We start from the raw sequence: 15,292 nt of genomic DNA, 5'->3' as shown, positions 1-15,292 counted from the left end.
GCAGATGGGCCCGGGGCTTTCAACGAGGAGAGGCGCTCGATGACCGAATTCACCGACATCACCTACGAGGTCGACAACGGCCTCGCCTGGATCACGATCAACAGGCCCGAGCGGTACAACGCGTTTCGGGCGCGCACCCTCGACGAGCTGATCCGGGCCTTCAAATTGGCATGGGGCAGTTCGGAAGTCGGGGTGATCTGCCTGACGGGGGCGGGCGAGAAAGCCTTCTGTACCGGAGGTGACCAGAAGCAGCGCGCCGAAACCGGCGACTACGGACCATCGGAGACCGGCCTGTTCGAGGTGGATACGCTGCATCGGGTCATTCGCGACGTGCCGAAGCCTGTCATCGCTGCGGTGAACGGGTTCGCGATCGGCGGCGGCCATGTATTGCACGTGCTGTGCGACCTGACGATCGCCGCCGACAACGCGGTATTCGGCCAGAACGGCCCCCGGGTTGGCTCGTTTGACGCCGGCTTCGGCACCGGCTTTCTGGCGCGCATAGTGGGAGAGAAGCGCGCCCGCGAGATCTGGTTCTTGTGCCGCAGGTATTCGGCGGAGCAGGCAGCCGAGTGGGGACTGGTCAACAAGGTGGTGCCGGCCGATCAGCTCAAGTCGGAGGTGCGGGCATGGGCCGACGAAATCCTGGCGCTTTCGCCGACCGCACTGAAGGTTCTCAAGCAGTCGTTTAACACCGACACCGAACAGTTCGCGTCGGTCGGTCAGATGGCGTACTCGACCCTGAAGATGTTCGGCGAAACCGCCGAAGCTCAAGAAGGCATTACCGCTTTCAACGAGAAGCGAGTGCCCGAGTTCGCTGCCTATCGCGGCAACTGAGCATGTTCACCGTTGAGCAGCTCGAGTTCGCCGCGGCGATCGAGCGATTCTGCGCCGACACCTGCGCCACCGCCGAGCAGCGAGCGCAGCTGACCAAGGGTCTGTCCAACAGCCCCGAACTGCTGCAGCGGCTGGCCGAACTCGGCTGGTTGGGTGTGTCGGTCCCCGTCGACTACGGGGGTGGTGGAGCAGGGATGGTCGAGGAGTGCATCTTCCTCGAGGAGACTGCACGCGGTCAGGCACCGATCCATGCTTACGGCACTGGGCTGACCGCGGCACAAACGTACTTGCGACACGGCACCGAATCACAGAAAAAGGAGGTTCTCGGCAACCTGTGCGCCGGCCATTTCGAGGCGATCGCATTGTCCGAGCCTGGTGCCGGATCCGATCTGGGTGCGGTGCGGACCCGGGCGGTACGCGACGGTGACTCCTTGGTCGTCAACGGCCAGAAGACCTGGATCACGGCCGCGCACTTGGCCGATCATCTGCTGGTGCTCACTCGCACCGATCCCAATGCCGGAAAGCACCACGGCCTAACCTTGTTGTATCTTCCCACCGCGACGCCCGGACTGGACATCAAGGCGATCCAGACCATGGACGGCCACACCGTCAACGACGTCTTCTTCACCGACGTCGTCGTTCCCGTCGACAACGTGGTCGGCGAGATCGGCGACGCTTGGCACCGGCTGATGCGCGGACTCAACGTGGAGCGGCTGATCATCGCGGCAATGTCGCTGGGCGCCGCACGCCGCTCGCTGGAGGACACCATCGCCTATGTCCGCCAACGCGAAGCGTTCGGGCGTTCCATCGGCAGTTTCCAGGCGGTCCGTCATCGCCTGGCGGATCTGGCCGCTGAGATCGAATGCTGCCGCGCCTACGCCTATCAGGTTGCCGCGCAGATCGACGCCGGTCTGGAGGACCAGCTCGCGCGCGAGGGCTCGATCGCCAAACTCAAATGCACCGAGGTGGCCAAGCGGGCCGCACTCGAGGGTGTGCAGCTCATGGGCGGCAACGGCTACGCCGTGGAATTCGGAATGGAGTTACAGGTGCGTAAGGCGTTGGCGCCCCCTATTTACGGCGGCGCCAACGAGATTCAGCGCGAGATCATCGGCAAGAGCCTGGGACTGTGACGCGCATCTTTGATCCTGAAGTGCTGCAGGGCAAGCGCATCCTCATCACCGGCGGCGGTACCGGACTGGGCCGTGGAGTGGCGGCCCGCCTGGTCGCGCACGGCGCGCAGGTGCATCTGTGGGGACGACGAGAATCCGTGCTGGCCGAGGCCGCCGCAGAGATCTCTGCCGGTCACTCAGGCAGCGCCCATTACCAACCTGTCAACGTCCGCGACTTTGACCAGGTCACCGCCGCGGTGGCAGAGATCTGGCATCGGCACGGAGCCTTGACCGGCTTGCTGAACAACGCTGCCGCGAATTTCATCGCACCAACGGAAAGCCTGAGCTCACGTGCTTTCGACGCCGTGACCTCGACGGTGATGAGCGGTTCGTTCAACACCACGCTGGCGGTCGGCCGGCGCTGGATCACCGAGAGCGTGCCCGGATCGGTGCTTTCAAATTTGACGACATGGGTATGGAGCGGTTCGGCGTTCGTGGTGCCGTCGGCTATGGCAAAGGCTGCAGTACATGCGATGACGATGTCGTTAGCGGTCGAGTGGGGCCGATATGGCATCCGACTCAATGCCCTTGCGCCAGGGCCGATTCCGACTGAGTACGCATGGGAAATGCTCAATCCCACAGATAAGAGCGCTGTCGGTGCCACTCAATCCGAGCAAATACCACTGGGCCGCCCAGGCACGATCGACGAACTGGCGAACTTGACGATCTTTGCGTTCTCCGACGCTTGCGACTACCTGACCGGTGAGACCATTGCGATGGACGGTGGGCAGCGGCTGGCCGGGCCCAACACATTCGCCGGGCTAACCGCAATGACCGACGAGGACTGGGCGGCCGCGCGGGAGCGCAGCAAGGCGGCATCGGAAACCGCCAAGGCCGCCCGTTCGGTGTAGCTGATCGGACAACGATGACAGAAGCATCGACTGCGGCGGCCGAGTGTGATGTGTCTTTGGTGAGCATGGGCACAGCAGTGATCATTGCTCTGGCCGGATTCGCTTCTGCAGTAACAGGTTTCGTGATAGACAACGCGGCGATGATTGACACGGGCATGCTAGTCGGCACATCCGGCTCAATCGCGGTCAACGGGCTAGGCAAGGCGCTGCACCGATGGCGTCGGCGCAGCGTAGAGCGGACGTCACGGGGGTCCGATCCACCCTTGATCAGAAAGGTGCGCAGTGCGAGTCATTTCATCCATCGAGGAAGCTGTTGGGGCCGTCGGTCAAGAGCTGGGTGTCAGCGACTGGACAGGCGTCGACCAACAACGCATTGACGCGTTCGCCGATGTCACAGGGGACCACCAATGGATCCATGTCGATCCGGAACGAGCGAGTAGCGAAAGTCCCTATGGCGCAACGATAGCCCACGGATTTCTAACGCTGTCCCTCATTCCGGCGTTGAGTAAGCATAATTACCGCGTGGACAACGCGAAGATGGGGATCAACTATGGCCTCAACCGGGTGCGGTTCCTCGCGCCGGTGCCGGCAGGTAGCCGTGTCCGGGTCCGCTCTGAGATACTCGCCGCCGCCCAGGTCAACGACTCCACGGTTGACCTGACCGTGCGGCACACCGTCGAGCTTGACGGCTCAGCTAAGCCAGCCGCCGTGGCCGAGCTGATCGCGCGGATGGCGTTCTAGCGCCGCCGCGACGTGCGACCCGAGCACACGCCCGTCGAAGATGGGATGTGACGCGTGCGACATCGGACGTCAGGCCCGGCCGGCTGCGTTCGGCAGCCGCGAGTAATAGACTGACCGTACGTTAGGTCTTACCTTTATGCCAAAGCGTAGACGGACGGAGCGGTCATGGAACCAGACGGGTCGGCTCTGGCCTCGACACGGTCGAGCGTGTTGTTCAAGCCGATGGATGTCCCCAAGGCGTCTGATGTGTTGGCGCGTGAGCTGCGCGAGCGGATCCTTTCCGGCGAACTAGTCGAGGGGACCGCACTTCCTGCGGAGCGCGAGCTGGTCAAGCAGACGCAGATGAGCCGGGCCACGGTGCGAGAAGCGTTACGGATCCTGGAGGTGCAGAACCTGGTCCGGGTCAGGGCCGGCCGGGCCGGCGGCGCCTTCGTCCAGCGCCCAACGAGCAAATCGATGGCGAACTCGGTAAGCATGCTGATCCGCGGCCAGCGGATCAAGCTGGCTGACCTGATGGAGACGCGCGAGGCATTGGAGCCGTTCTGCGCTGAACTGGCCGCGCGCAACCGCACCGATGACGACCTCGCGGTGCTCGACCGCGCCAATGACGACATCGCCGATCCCGACGCTGATTTACCGGCGTTTCTGCAAGCCAATCTCGACTGGCATGTAGGGGTGGCTGTCGCCGGTCACAACGAATTGTTGATCGGGTTCATGACCGCGTTGTCGCAGGCGATCTACGCCGGAACCGAGAACCCCGCGTTCGTTGACGAAGACGTGCGAGCGGTCACCCAGCGCGCGCACCGATCGATTACCGTGGCGATCCGCAGCCGCGACGCCGAGGCGGCTGGCCGGCGGATGCGTCGCCATGTGCACAGCTACGCCAAAGCCGCACTGGCGGTGGATAAACGTGAGGCGATCGACGTCGACGACTGACCGATGGGCCGTGCGGGCCGAAGGTGCCCACGCTCCACCGCTAAGTTCTTCGGCGTTGGTCGTCGACAAGGGGTGTCGATGTTGCCGCCGTCACGGCACGGCGGGAAGCGCAAGGGGTGGTTCGGTTTTCGCGACAACTTCGTCCACGCTGACCCCCGGCGCCGTCTCGATCAGATGAAGACCGTCGGCGGCAACGTCGATGACGGCGAGATCGGTGAAGATACGGTTCACACAGCGCTTACCGGTCAGCGGCAGCGTGCAGTGCTCGACGATCTTCGCGCTGCCGTCCTTGGCGGTGTGCTCCATCATCACGAAGACTCTTTCCACGCCGTGCACGAGGTCCATCGCCCCGCCCATGCCCTTGATCATCTTCCCGGGGATCGTCCAGTTCGCGAGGTCGCCGGCGGCCGAGACCTGCATGGCCCCGAGCACCGCGATGTCGAGGTGACCGCCGCGGATGATTCCGAACGAGGACGACGAGGAGAAAAACGACGCCCCTGGCAGCGTGGTGACGGTCTCCTTGCCGGCGTTGATTAGGTCGGCGTCGAGGTCCTCGCGCCGCGGATACGGCCCGACACCGAGAATTCCGTTTTCCGAATGCAAGACGACGGTGATGCCAGCGGAAATGTGGCTTGGGATCAGGGTGGGCAACCCGATGCCGAGGTTGACGTACTGCCCGTCGCGGAGCTCGGCGGCGACCCGCGCCGCCAGTTCGTCTCGTGTCCAGGTCATAAGGTGCCGCTCCCCCCCACAAACGGGAAGTCCCCCCACCCCATCGCTTCGATCTGCATCGTCGCCGGCGTGCTCATGGCCGTATCGTCTCCTTCTCGATCTGCTTCACCGGGTTGGGCACATGCACCACCCGCTGCACATAGATCCCGGGGGTGTGTACCCGGGCGGGGTCAATCTCGCCGGGCTCGACCAAATGCTCAACTTGCGCGATGGTGATCCGTCCCGCTACCGCGCAGTCTGGATTAAAGTTAGCCGCCGCCGCGTGATAGACCAGGTTGCCGTGCCGGTCGCCTTTCCAGGCGTGCACGAGTGCGAAGTCAGTCCGGATGGCTCTCTCAAGCACGTAAGTGATCCCGTCGAATTCGCGGGTTTCTTTCGGCGGCGAGGCAAGTGCCACCGTACCGTCGGGGTGGTAGCGCCACGCCAGGCCGCCGTCGGCCACCTGCGTCCCAACCCCTGTGGACGTGTAGAAGGCGGGAATCCCGGCCCCGCCGGCGCGCAGCCGCTCGGCCAGCGTGCCCTGCGGGGTCAGCTCCAGCTCAAGCTCACCAGCCATGTACTGCCGAGCGAATTCCTTGTTCTCACCGACGTATGAGTTGATAGTGCGCCGAATCCGCTTGTGTTCCAACAACACTCCCAAGCCGATCCCATCCACGCCCAGGTTGTTCGAGACCGTCTCAAGATCGCGGACTCCGAGCTCCAGCAGCGCCGCGATCAGCGCCTGAGGGATGCCGCACAGCCCGAACCCGCCCACGGCCAGCGACGACCCGTCCGTCACGTCGGCAACAGCGCCCGCCGCCGTTGTCACGACTTTGTCCATCGTCACAACCCTTCTCGTTCGCGCGGCACTCAAGTTGGCCGTCGGTCTTAGCTTTTGGGCATGCCGAGAATGCGTTCGGCGACGATGTTGCGCTGAATGAAGGTCGACCCTCCCGCGATCGCAGTGCCGCGGGCTTGATAGGCGAGCCGCAGCCAACGTTGGTCGCCAGCTGGCGCCTCGGAGGCACCCTTCTCGGCAAGCGTGAACTGCCCACCCATCTCGTCGAGTTCCAACCCGAAGTCGGCGATGTCCTCCACCAGCGGGCAGAAGAACAGTTTCCCGATCGAGGTGACGGGGCCTGGGGGCCCGGCACCGGCCGCTCCGGTGATGACCCGCTGTCCGATCAGGTAGTGCACGAGCGCGCGCCCGTACAGATCTGCGATCCGTTGCCGCACCAGCGGGTCGGTGCCCAGTGGGTTGTCGTGGGCCGTTGTACGAGTTGAGATTTGGCGGATCAAATCGTTGACCGCACCGGCGGTGTTCACCCTGCCGGTGGCGATGGCCACGCGCTCGAACGCCAAGGTGCCCATGGCGACCTGCCAGCCGCCGTCCACCTCACCGAGGACGCCGCCGTCGGGGATGAACACTTCGTCGAGGAACACTTCGTTGAATTCGGCCTCGCCCAGCATGTGCGCCAGGGGACGGACTTCGACGCCCGGGGTGTCCATTGCGAGCAGGAAGTACGTGATTCCGTGGTGCCGCGGTCCGCCGCCGGTGCGGGCGAGCAGGATCGCGTGCGCGGCCAACTGGGCGCGACTGGTCCAGATTTTCTGGCCCTGGATTCTCCATCCCCCATCAACCTTGGTGGCGGTGGTGCGCAACGAGGCCAAGTCCGAGCCGGCCTCGGGCTCGGAGAACAACTGGCACCAAATCTCGTCTCCGGTCAGGATTGGTTTCAGATAGCGTTGCTGCTGAGCCGGAGTACCGAATTCGATGATCGTGGGACCCGCGAAATCCTCGCCGATGATATTGAGCCGCTCTGGGGCGCCGGCGCGATCGAGCTCCTCATTGAAGATCGCACGCAGCTTGGCATCGGCGCCGCCGCCACCGTATTCCTTGGGCCATGAGAGCCCCGCATATCCGGCGTCGTAGAGCAACCGTTGCCACGCACGCCAATACTCCAGCTTGTCCTCAAGGCGCGCGGGCTCGTGTCCGCCGAGCCGCGGCAGCGTGTCCTGTAGCCATACCCGCGCATCGGCACGGAATTCGGCCTCGTCGGGAGAGTCTCTCAGTTCCATCAGGGGGTGCCCGCCGTTTCCCGAGACCGCGTGCGTTCCTGCTGCAGGCGGCGTTCGATGTCTTCACGCAACTCGTGTTTGACGATCTTGCCGGTTGCGGTCATCGGGAGCGAGTCGACAACGACCACGCGCTCCGGTGTCTTCTGAATCGGCATCCCCTGCCCGAGCAAGTATTCGCGCAGTTCCTCGACGGTCGGGGGTTCATGTCCCGGCTTGCTGACCAGGTAGCAGCACACTCTTTCACCGAGCCGTTCGTCAGGCATGCCCATTACCGAGTACGCCTGCAACGCGGGATGGTGGGCTAGGTGCTCCTCGATCTCACGCACACTGATGTTCATTCCGCCGCGAATGACGATGTCTTTGGTTCTGCCGGTGACTCGCACATATCCGTCGTCGGTCATCCTCCCGAGATCTCCTGACCGGGAGAAGCCGTCCTTGGTGAACAGCGTCCTGGTCTCGTCGGGATTTGCCAAGTACTCGATCATGTGGGCGGGTCCGCGATAGGCAATGTCACCCTCGGTACCGCGTGGCACTTCGTTCCCGGTGTCGTCGACGATCTTGACGGTGGAGCCCGGTAGCGCCTTGCCATCCGACGTCAGGGCGCGTGACGCCTCGTCTGTGACCGAACATGTTGTGGTCACCAGGTTTTCGCTGCGCCCGTACAGGCTGAGCACTCTCAGCTTGGGCAGGGCCGCGTTGGCCTGCTGGACGATCGCTGCGGGGATCGGTGCGCCTGCGCATGTCCACAGCCGCAACGTGGACAGGTCGTGGCGCTCGGGGTTGTACTCAGATAACAAGGTGTGCAGGAAGGTGGGGGCTGTGACCGCCGCGGTACAGCCGAAGCGCTGAATCTCGTCGATCCCGCGGGCCGGATCCCACCTGTCCATGAGGTGTGTCGAGGCCCCTGCAAGCATGGGTACCAAGACGCTGGTGACCAGCCCAGTGGTGTGCGAAATGGGGGAGGGGCCGAACTGGACATCGGTCTCGGTGTAGCCGAATGGTTCGACGAGTGCACGCGAACCCGCACAGTAAGTGTTGAACGTGTGTACGCATCCCTTTGGGCGCGATGTGGTTCCGGAGGTATAGACGATGACGAAGGGGTCGTCTGGGTCGGGCGGAGCGTTGAGTTCCTGTCTCGCGCTGTCGTCGTTAGTGTCGGCCTCCAGCTCGTCGAGCGTGAAGACGTTGGCATCGGCATCGGCAACATCTGCGGCGGCGCTGTCCGGCCGGACGACGACGATCGTAAGTTCGGGATGCTCTTGGCGCAGACCAAGATACATGTCCAGGTAGCCGAATTTGCCGAAGGTTGCGGCTGTGAACACCGTCCCTGCGCCGGCATGAGAGAGCACGTAGCTGACGTCGTCGCGCCGATAGATCGGCATGATCGGGACCATGATGACGCCGAGTCGCGACAGCGCCGTCAGCACCTGGATGAACTCAACCCAGTTGGGCAACTGCACGGCCGCAGTGTCACCGCGCCGCAAGCCTCGCCGCTGTAAACCGACGGCCAACCGTTGGCCGGCGTCGAGGAGTTCACGAAACGTCAGCGATCTAGTCCCATCGGTCGCGAACACCTTGTCGGGAGTTTCCCGGACCCGCCGGACCAACATGTCGTGAAACGTCTCAGTGGACCACAGCCCTGCGCGGAAGTATTCGTCGATTTCCTGCTGGCTGTAGCGGGTGGTGTGGCGGCTCGGCTTCATTGCGCTGGTCCTCAGTTCTCGGGATACGCCGTGGGAAAATGCGCCGCGGCGTAATCCTTCAAATCATAGAATGGTCAGACCGTAACAGCAAGGTTCGGCAACGTGACGGCGAACGCTCAAGCGTTGCGCCATCGCGGCGGACGCTTCTCCTTGAAGGCCTGGACCCCTTCGGCCAAATCGTCAGTAGTGAACGCGAGGGCGAGTTGGGCTTGCAGATAGTCCAACGCCGAATCCAGCGGCATATCCCGCGTCGCCGCCAACGCCCGCTTGCCCATACCGAGCAACAACGGTGATTTGCCGGCGATGTCGCCGACCCATTGGTGCAGGGCGCCGTCGAACTCTCCGTCGGGCACCACCTTATTGACCAGGCCAGCGGCGGCGGCCTCGTCGGCACTGACCAGCCGACCTGTCATCATCAGCTCGTTAGCAAGCAGGCGCCCGGTGGCGCGGAAGATCAATGCCGAGATCATGAACGGAAAGGCCCCGACGTTGATCTCGGGGCAGCCCAGTCGGATGGATGCCTTGGCGATGATCAGGTCACAGGCCAACGCGATGCCCAGAGCGCCGGCCAACACATCGCCGTTTGCCGCACAGATCACCGGCTTGTCGATTCCGGTCAGGGTGCGGAAGAGGGCGGGAAAGCGTCCCAGGCCAGCATATTTGGTGATCGTCGCGCGATCGTCGGCGAATGCGTCGAGGTTGCCTCCGGAGGAAAAGACCCGCGGGTGAGACGACGTCAGCACGACTACCCGGACGCGTGAGTCGGCTGCTGCGCGTCGCAGTGATGCGCTCAGTTGATCCAGCAGGGCGTCCGACAGGGCATTGCGCCGCGCGGGGTCGTTCAGCGTCAGGTAGGCCGCCAGCGCATCGCTGCCGGGGGCGGCGGCCTCGAGCCGGTAGGCGACCAGTTCGGTTGGTTCGCTCACTCTGCTCCCCTAGCCGTGTCTTAGTACGCATTTGCCGAACGCGCGTCCATGCTCGAGGTGTTCGTGTGCTTCGGCGGCTCGGTCCAGCGGGAACTCGCGGTCTATCGCCGGTGCGCGCACGGAGTACCGATCGAACATCTCGAGCAGCCCAGCGAAGTCTCTGCGGCTGCCCATGGTTGTCCCGAGCAGATCGAATTGACCGAAATAGAAGCGGCGAATGTCTATATCGGCGGTCTGTGCGGCGTTCGCGCCGAGTACGACCAGCCGGCCGCCGGGGCGCAGTGCGCGTAGCGATTCGTTCCAGCGGCCGACGGGGTCGAGGATTAGGTCGAACCCGGCCTTGTCTGGCGACGTGGCAAGAGCGTGCTCCGGCCATCCCCGTTCGCTGTGCAACACACCATCGCGGGCTCCCGCGGCCACCGCGCGCTCGATGGTGTCGGCCGAGGAAGAGGTCACCGTAATATCGGCACCGACCGCGACCGCGAGGGCGATCGCCGTGGTGGCGATTCCACCACCGGCGCCGACCACCAGCATCGACTCACCTCCTCGTAGCCGTCCGCGGACAAACAACGCACGAAACGTCGTCAAACCGACCAGCGGCAGCGCTGCGGCCTCGGCCCAATTCAGACCACGGGGTTTGGGCGCCACGCAGTCGGCCGGCACGCTGACAAGTTCGGCGTAGGTCCCCGGCGTGTGGTCGCCCAAAATCTCCCAGCCATTGCCCGGTGCCTCCTCCCGGTCGCCCCAGTTCAGCGACGGCAGAATCACCACTTCCTCGCCTGTGTCGGTACGTATGCCAGCTCCGTCGGCGCCAATGACGTGCGGCAGCGGTGAACCATAGCGTCCCTGGCGAACTAAGACGTCATGCCAGTTCAGCGCGCTAGCACGCAGCACCACGGTCACCCATCCCGGCCGTCCGGCCGGATCGGGAAATTCACCGGGACGCAACACTGCGGCAGTGCCGAACTCGTCCATGATCACGGCGTGCAAATCCCACCTCCTATGGCCTGACCATTAGACCATTGCGGAGGTTGGCACACAAGCACTGGCGCACGGGTGAGCTACGCCATTTTGCGAATCGACTATGACCTACACAACACATGGTCTATGATTTGGTTCAATGGTATGACCGATGTAAGGAGCCCCTGGCCGCTCCATTGGGGGAGAGGAGTAGAGATGGTCTCGCGGATGGTGCTGACGTCCATTGCGGAGGACCCGATGGTAGTTGCGCGTGCCGAGGCGGCGGTCGAGGCCGCCGCTGAGCATCTCAAACTGGCGCCCCCGGAGCTGACACCGGCCGCCCTGGGGCACCAGCTGGACAATTTGAGGCAACGCCTCGAGCAACGGATCGCGCTGCCACCCGATCCGAGAGACGACTGGGCGGCAACCGCCGAAATGCTGGTCTCGATCCTTAGGGTGCAGTGCGAACTTCTCGATCATGACCTGTCTCGTCGGGTCAAGACCATGTCGGAGATCCGTCAGGCCCTGGGGTACCTGCGGGGTCTTCCGCCGCGCGACATGATTTACGCCGCCCCGGAGGTCCTGAGCCGGGAGCTGGCTTTCGCGCGGACCATGATCTCCACGGTGCGCGGATCGCTATGGCTGCCCGCGCGGATTCACATCGAAGACGAGGAGGCCGATCCCCACGCGCGAGGGTTCGTCGAGTACGTGACCGATCGCCATATCCAACTCGCGGATGCTCCATTGGAGACCGAACTCGTCCGTAAGCGGTGCGCGGTATTTGCGCCCTCACCGATGGACGACAAGCGCACCTTCAAGGAGATCGTCGAGGTATCCGGTTGTTTTGGATATATCGCCGCCCCGATCACCGTTCAGGGCAGGGCCATCGGAATTCTGCATGCCGACCGGCCTGAACCCCACGGAATAGTGACGATGGAGCATCTCGAACAGTTGGAGGCCTTCGCCGAGTGTCTGTCGGTGGCGTTCGAGAGTGCGGCACTAGACGAGAGGGCCGCGCGACAACGTATCGAAGTCGACAATCTGTGCGGCAATGTCGACGAATTGCTGGGCCGGTCAGCCCGATCGGTCTTGTGGCCAGTGCCGGGACAGGGGCACAAGGCTTGCTACCGGGGCGATGAACCCGCCGTCACTGCGTTGACCGCCCGCGAGCGGGAAATCATGGCGCACGTGGCTACCGGGGCCACTAACGGCCAGATCGCCGGATATTTGGTGATCTCTGAAGGGACCGTCAAGTCCCATCTGAAACACATTGCTAAAAAGCTTAATACGTCCAGCAGGGCGGCGGCGGTCGCGATCTACGCTGGCAGTGCCAGCTGATAATGGGATATCACGATGAACACCTTCGCCATGGTCGCTAGACTCAACGAACTCGATCGACAGCTATGTGACGCCTTCGGCATCTCCCGATCAAGCGATGCGATCACGCTCGACGAGGTCATCGCGATGTCGGCCGCCACCACCGAGCAGCTGTTGACCCGCCAACGCGGCGTCGGCGACGACACCGCAGCAGCGATCGGGGAGAGCCTCCTTACGGACTTTCTTCAGGCGCAGGTCGAGGCGCGCCAGCTGAGAGCAGGTGAGCACGTCGAAGTGGTGCGGTTATTGACTGCTGGCGTCCGTCGCATGAAGAAGGCCGGATCGCTGCAAGGCCTTGGCCGCCAAGCCTGTACCGAACTGTGTGATGTGCTCGGTTTCGATAGTGCGTTGCTGTCGTTCGTCGAAGACGACGGATTCGTCGTCGAGGAATCCGACCACGGCCTGGGCGGCCCCACGGTGATCCCCCGTCGCGAATGTGCACCCGAGCGTGCCTGTATTCGCCTGCGTGACACCGTCCGGACCGATGAGGTCGACATGCCCGCCTCACCCGGCTACGGGGAGCTGCTCGGCTCGGTGCAATACCTCGTCGCCCCCGTCATCGCGAAATCGCGGGTGGTTGCACTCCTTCACGTCGGCCGCCGCACCGATGGCGGCGTTTCCACGGGTGATTCCGACGTGCTCGATGCGTTCGCCTCGGCGTATTCGCTGCTCCACGAGAGGATGCTCAATAACGAACGAGTCCACCAACAGCGAACGTCGATTGCCCGCGCGGCGGCGTGGCTGACCGAGGAAGCTGACCGCATCGCCGCGGCTGCCATCAGCTTTGATGTCGAAGACGACACTCGAGTGGAGCCCCCGACCATGGCAGCCGATTCCGCATTGGCCGAGACGCTGTCGGAACGTGAACGCCAAGTGTTCGAGAGGTTGGTCCTGGGAGCCTCCAACGCAGAGATCGCCGAGGAACTTGTCATCACGGTCGAAACGGTCAAGACGCACGTTAAGCGGATCCTGCGCAAAATCGGCGCCATCAACCGGTCAGAGGCGATCGCCCTCTACCTAGACGAGGCCCGAACGGCGTCTCGGCGACGCAGCCGGCAGCCGTGAACGACAACCCTTTTCACGCTGAATCCTGGAAGCCCGTCGACGGGTTCGGCGAGCTGACCGACATCACCTACCACCGCCACGTCGACGACGCGACCGTGCGGGTGGCGTTCAACCGGCCCGAGGTGCGCAATGCGTTTCGCCCGCACACCGTCGACGAGCTCTACCGGGTGCTCGACCACGCCCGGATGTCCCCCGACGTCGGGGTCGTGCTGCTGACCGGCAACGGGCCCTCGCCCAAAGACGGTGGCTGGGCGTTTTGCTCGGGCGGCGATCAGCGCATCCGCGGGCGCAGCGGCTACCAGTACGCCTCGGGCGAAACCGCCGACACCGTCGACGCCGCGCGCGCCGGACGGCTGCACATCCTGGAGGTCCAGCGGCTGATCCGGTTCATGCCCAAGGTGGTCATCTGCCTGGTCAACGGGTGGGCAGCCGGCGGCGGGCACAGCCTGCACGCCACGTGCGATCTGACCCTGGCCAGCAAAGAGCACGCCCGCTTCAAGCAGACCGACGCCGACGTCGGCAGCTTCGACGGCGGCTACGGCAGCGCCTACCTCGCCCGGCAGGTGGGCCAGAAGTTCGCCCGCGAGATCTTCTTCCTCGGCCGCGCCTACACCGCCGAGCAGATGCACCAGATGGGCGCGGTCAACGCCGTCGTCGATCATGCCGAGCTGGAGACCGAGGCCATCGAGTGGGCGGCCGAGATCAACGCGAAATCGCCGCAGGCGCAACGGATGCTGAAGTACGCGTTCAACCTGCTCGACGACGGCCTGGTCGGCCAGCAGCTGTTCGCCGGCGAGGCCACCCGGCTGGCCTACATGACCGACGAAGCCGTCGAGGGCCGCGACGCCTTCCTGGAGAAGCGCGACCCCGACTACGGCCGGTTCCCCCGCTACTTCTGACTGGCTGGCGTAGAGAGGCCAAAACATCAGACCGCGTTGCGGTTTCGTGTGACGCTCTCTCTCTGCTGGTGCCGGTTCTATGTTGAGAGACGCCGCCTTTGACGCTGATCGCCCACCCGTCAACCGCGCCGCTGCTGCCGGGCTGGACAAGAGGACCGTCAATGCGGTGATGTCATCGGAGGTCGGCACGCCTAGGTAAGCTTTCTGAGCTGCCCCGGGGTGGCCTCGGTCAACTGGTCGGGCTCGGTCGCCGCGCGACTAGCGGTGAGTGAAGTTCGGTGCCCGTTTCTCGACGAACGCGGCCATCCCCTCGGACTGATCAGCTGTCGCGAAAGTCGAATGGAACAGCCGACGTTCGTACAGCAGACCTTCGGCCAATGTGGATTCGAAGGCGCGGTTGACCGCCTCCTTGGCCATCCGGGACGCTGAGCGCGACATCTGCGAAATGGTGGTCGCGACGGCCTTGGCCTCGGTCAGCAAGTCGTCGGCGGGCACCACCCGCGACACCAAACCGCTGCGCTCGGCCTCTTCGACGTCGATGGTGCGGCCGGTCAGGATCAGGTCCATCGCCTTGGCCTTGCCGATGGCCCGGGTCAGCCGCTGCGAACCGCCCATGCCCGGCAACACGCCGAGCTTGATCTCCGGTTGGCCGAATTTGGCTGTGTCGGCGGCGATCAGCAGGTCGCACATCATCGCGAGTTCGCAGCCACCGCCCAGCGCATGCCCGGCCACCGCCGCGATCGTCGGCGTGCGCACCGCAGCCAGCTTGCCCCACGGCGCGAAGAAGTCGGCGTCGAACGCGTCGGCGAAGGCCAGGCTGGACATCTCCTTGATGTCGGCGCCTGCGGCGAACGCCTTCGCCGAACCGGTGACGATGATCGCGCCGATGCCGGCGTCACTGTCCAATTCTGCTGCTGCGGTGGTGACTTCGTGCATCACCTGGCTGTTGAGCGCGTTGAGCGCCTTCGGCCGGTTCAGCGTGATGATGCCGACCCGCGCCTCGCGCTCGACCAGGATGGTTTCGTAACTCATGTGCTCTCC

The 15,292-nt window shown here is 64.1% G+C and carries 15 protein-coding genes; 8 read left to right on the top strand and 7 right to left on the bottom strand.

Going from position 1 to position 15,292, the window contains the following annotated elements:
• The first annotated feature begins 39 nt into the window (after positions 1–39).
• The 5 genes from B8W69_RS03935 to B8W69_RS03915 all read left to right on the top strand — a co-directional run bounded on the left by B8W69_RS03935 (position 40) and on the right by B8W69_RS03915 (position 4,531).
• On the top strand, positions 40–834 hold the full coding sequence (locus B8W69_RS03935; protein ID WP_085288671.1) for an enoyl-CoA hydratase-related protein: 795 nt from the start codon (positions 40–42) through the stop codon (positions 832–834).
• Between the two features lie 2 nt (positions 835–836).
• A complete protein-coding gene (locus B8W69_RS03930; RefSeq protein ID WP_085288670.1) occupies positions 837–1,964 on the top strand; it encodes an acyl-CoA dehydrogenase family protein in 1,128 nt (375 codons plus the stop codon).
• Positions 1,961–2,854 carry an SDR family oxidoreductase gene (locus tag B8W69_RS03925; RefSeq protein WP_085288669.1) on the top strand — a complete coding sequence of 298 codons (894 nt, stop codon included), beginning with the start codon at positions 1,961–1,963 and terminating at the stop codon, positions 2,852–2,854. Before B8W69_RS03930 ends, B8W69_RS03925 begins: the two co-directional genes overlap by 4 nt.
• 282 nt (positions 2,855–3,136) lie before the next feature.
• Complete coding sequence (locus tag B8W69_RS03920; RefSeq protein WP_085288668.1) at positions 3,137–3,595, top strand: MaoC family dehydratase; 459 nt, start codon at positions 3,137–3,139, stop codon at positions 3,593–3,595.
• A 165-nt stretch (positions 3,596–3,760) separates the two neighbouring features.
• On the top strand, positions 3,761–4,531 hold the full coding sequence (locus B8W69_RS03915) for a FadR/GntR family transcriptional regulator (protein ID WP_245843097.1): 771 nt from the start codon (positions 3,761–3,763) through the stop codon (positions 4,529–4,531).
• Positions 4,532–4,621: 90 nt separating this feature from the next.
• On the opposite strand, the gene B8W69_RS03910 is transcribed toward B8W69_RS03915, so the two are convergent.
• The 6 genes from B8W69_RS03910 to B8W69_RS03885 form a co-directional block, all read right to left on the bottom strand.
• On the bottom strand, positions 4,622–5,263 hold the full coding sequence (locus B8W69_RS03910) for a 3-oxoacid CoA-transferase subunit B (RefSeq protein ID WP_085288667.1): 642 nt from the start codon (positions 5,261–5,263) through the stop codon (positions 4,622–4,624).
• A gap of 73 nt (positions 5,264–5,336) precedes the next feature.
• Positions 5,337–6,083 carry a CoA transferase subunit A gene (locus B8W69_RS03905; protein WP_085288800.1) on the bottom strand — a complete coding sequence of 249 codons (747 nt, stop codon included), beginning with the start codon at positions 6,081–6,083 and terminating at the stop codon, positions 5,337–5,339.
• Between the two features lie 47 nt (positions 6,084–6,130).
• Positions 6,131–7,321, bottom strand: a complete 1,191-nt coding sequence (locus B8W69_RS03900; RefSeq protein ID WP_085288666.1) for an acyl-CoA dehydrogenase family protein — start codon at positions 7,319–7,321, stop codon at positions 6,131–6,133.
• Positions 7,321–9,024, bottom strand: a complete 1,704-nt coding sequence (locus tag B8W69_RS03895; RefSeq protein ID WP_085288665.1) for an AMP-binding protein — start codon at positions 9,022–9,024, stop codon at positions 7,321–7,323. Before B8W69_RS03895 ends, B8W69_RS03900 begins: the two co-directional genes overlap by 1 nt.
• 116 nt (positions 9,025–9,140) lie before the next feature.
• Entirely contained in the window at positions 9,141–9,950 is an 810-nt protein-coding gene (locus tag B8W69_RS03890; RefSeq protein WP_085288664.1) for an enoyl-CoA hydratase/isomerase family protein, read from the bottom strand.
• Between the two features lie 9 nt (positions 9,951–9,959).
• Positions 9,960–10,940: a zinc-binding dehydrogenase gene (locus tag B8W69_RS03885; protein WP_085288663.1), complete on the bottom strand. Its 981-nt coding sequence runs from the start codon at positions 10,938–10,940 to the stop codon at positions 9,960–9,962.
• Positions 10,941–11,006: 66 nt separating this feature from the next.
• Between B8W69_RS03885 and B8W69_RS03880 the strand changes: the two genes are divergently transcribed.
• From B8W69_RS03880 to B8W69_RS03870, 3 genes are read left to right on the top strand one after another with little or no spacing between them, the layout of a single operon-like run.
• Positions 11,007–12,248 carry a LuxR C-terminal-related transcriptional regulator gene (locus B8W69_RS03880; RefSeq protein ID WP_133057969.1) on the top strand — a complete coding sequence of 414 codons (1,242 nt, stop codon included), beginning with the start codon at positions 11,007–11,009 and terminating at the stop codon, positions 12,246–12,248.
• Positions 12,249–12,263: 15 nt separating this feature from the next.
• A complete protein-coding gene (locus B8W69_RS03875; RefSeq protein WP_085288662.1) occupies positions 12,264–13,352 on the top strand; it encodes a helix-turn-helix transcriptional regulator in 1,089 nt (362 codons plus the stop codon).
• Positions 13,349–14,251: a 1,4-dihydroxy-2-naphthoyl-CoA synthase gene (locus B8W69_RS03870; protein WP_085288661.1), complete on the top strand. Its 903-nt coding sequence runs from the start codon at positions 13,349–13,351 to the stop codon at positions 14,249–14,251. The genes B8W69_RS03875 and B8W69_RS03870 overlap by 4 nt, the downstream gene beginning before the upstream one ends.
• Positions 14,252–14,509: 258 nt before the next feature.
• On the opposite strand, the gene B8W69_RS03865 is transcribed toward B8W69_RS03870, so the two are convergent.
• Positions 14,510–15,283 carry an enoyl-CoA hydratase gene (locus B8W69_RS03865; protein WP_085288660.1) on the bottom strand — a complete coding sequence of 258 codons (774 nt, stop codon included), beginning with the start codon at positions 15,281–15,283 and terminating at the stop codon, positions 14,510–14,512.
• Between the last annotated feature and the right edge of the window lie 9 nt (positions 15,284–15,292).

Origin of the sequence: Mycolicibacterium vulneris, from assembly GCF_002104765.1 — a bacterium.
Classification (GTDB): domain Bacteria; phylum Actinomycetota; class Actinomycetes; order Mycobacteriales; family Mycobacteriaceae; genus Mycobacterium; species Mycobacterium vulneris.
The sequence above is the reverse complement of the archived record's forward strand: the minus strand, read 5'-3'. Positions and strand labels throughout refer to the sequence as shown.